The sequence below is a fragment of the Pontibacter sp. HSC-14F20 genome (genome assembly GCF_019599265.1).
GTDB lineage: Bacteria > Bacteroidota > Bacteroidia > Cytophagales > Hymenobacteraceae > Pontibacter.
Genome location: NZ_JAHZTC010000061.1, coordinates 1 through 432, shown reverse-complemented (window position 1 = coordinate 432; position 432 = coordinate 1). Strand labels below are relative to the sequence as shown.

Here is a 432-nt window from a genome sequence, read left to right as displayed (position 1 = left end):
GATCCAGCGCAACATCCTGGAAAATCCGGCCTGGTACACGGCCTACACGCCCTACCAGCCCGAGATCAGCCAGGGCCGGCTGGAAGCGCTGCTCAACTTCCAGACCATGATCTGCGACCTCACCGGGCTCGACATCGCCAACGCCTCGCTGCTGGACGAAGCCACCGCCGCCGCCGAAGCGATGGCGCTCGCCGAGCGGCACTCGCAGGTGAAAGCAAAAGCCTTCTTCGTCGACAAGGACGTGCATCCGCAGACGCTGGCCGTGATGCGCACCCGCGCCGAGCCGCTGGGCTGGACCTTGGTCGTCGGCGATCCCCTCGCCGATCTCGACAAGGCCGACGTGCTCGGTGCGCTGCTGCAATATCCGGGAACCTCCGGCGCCGTGCGCGACCTCCGGCCCGCCATCGCGGCGCTGAAGGCCAAGGGCGCACT

General features: G+C 67.8%; 1 pseudogene. It reads left to right on the top strand.

What is annotated here, in order from left to right:
• A pseudogene (locus tag K3G39_RS20490) lies at window positions 1-432 on the top strand (glycine dehydrogenase (aminomethyl-transferring)); the annotation flags it as partial.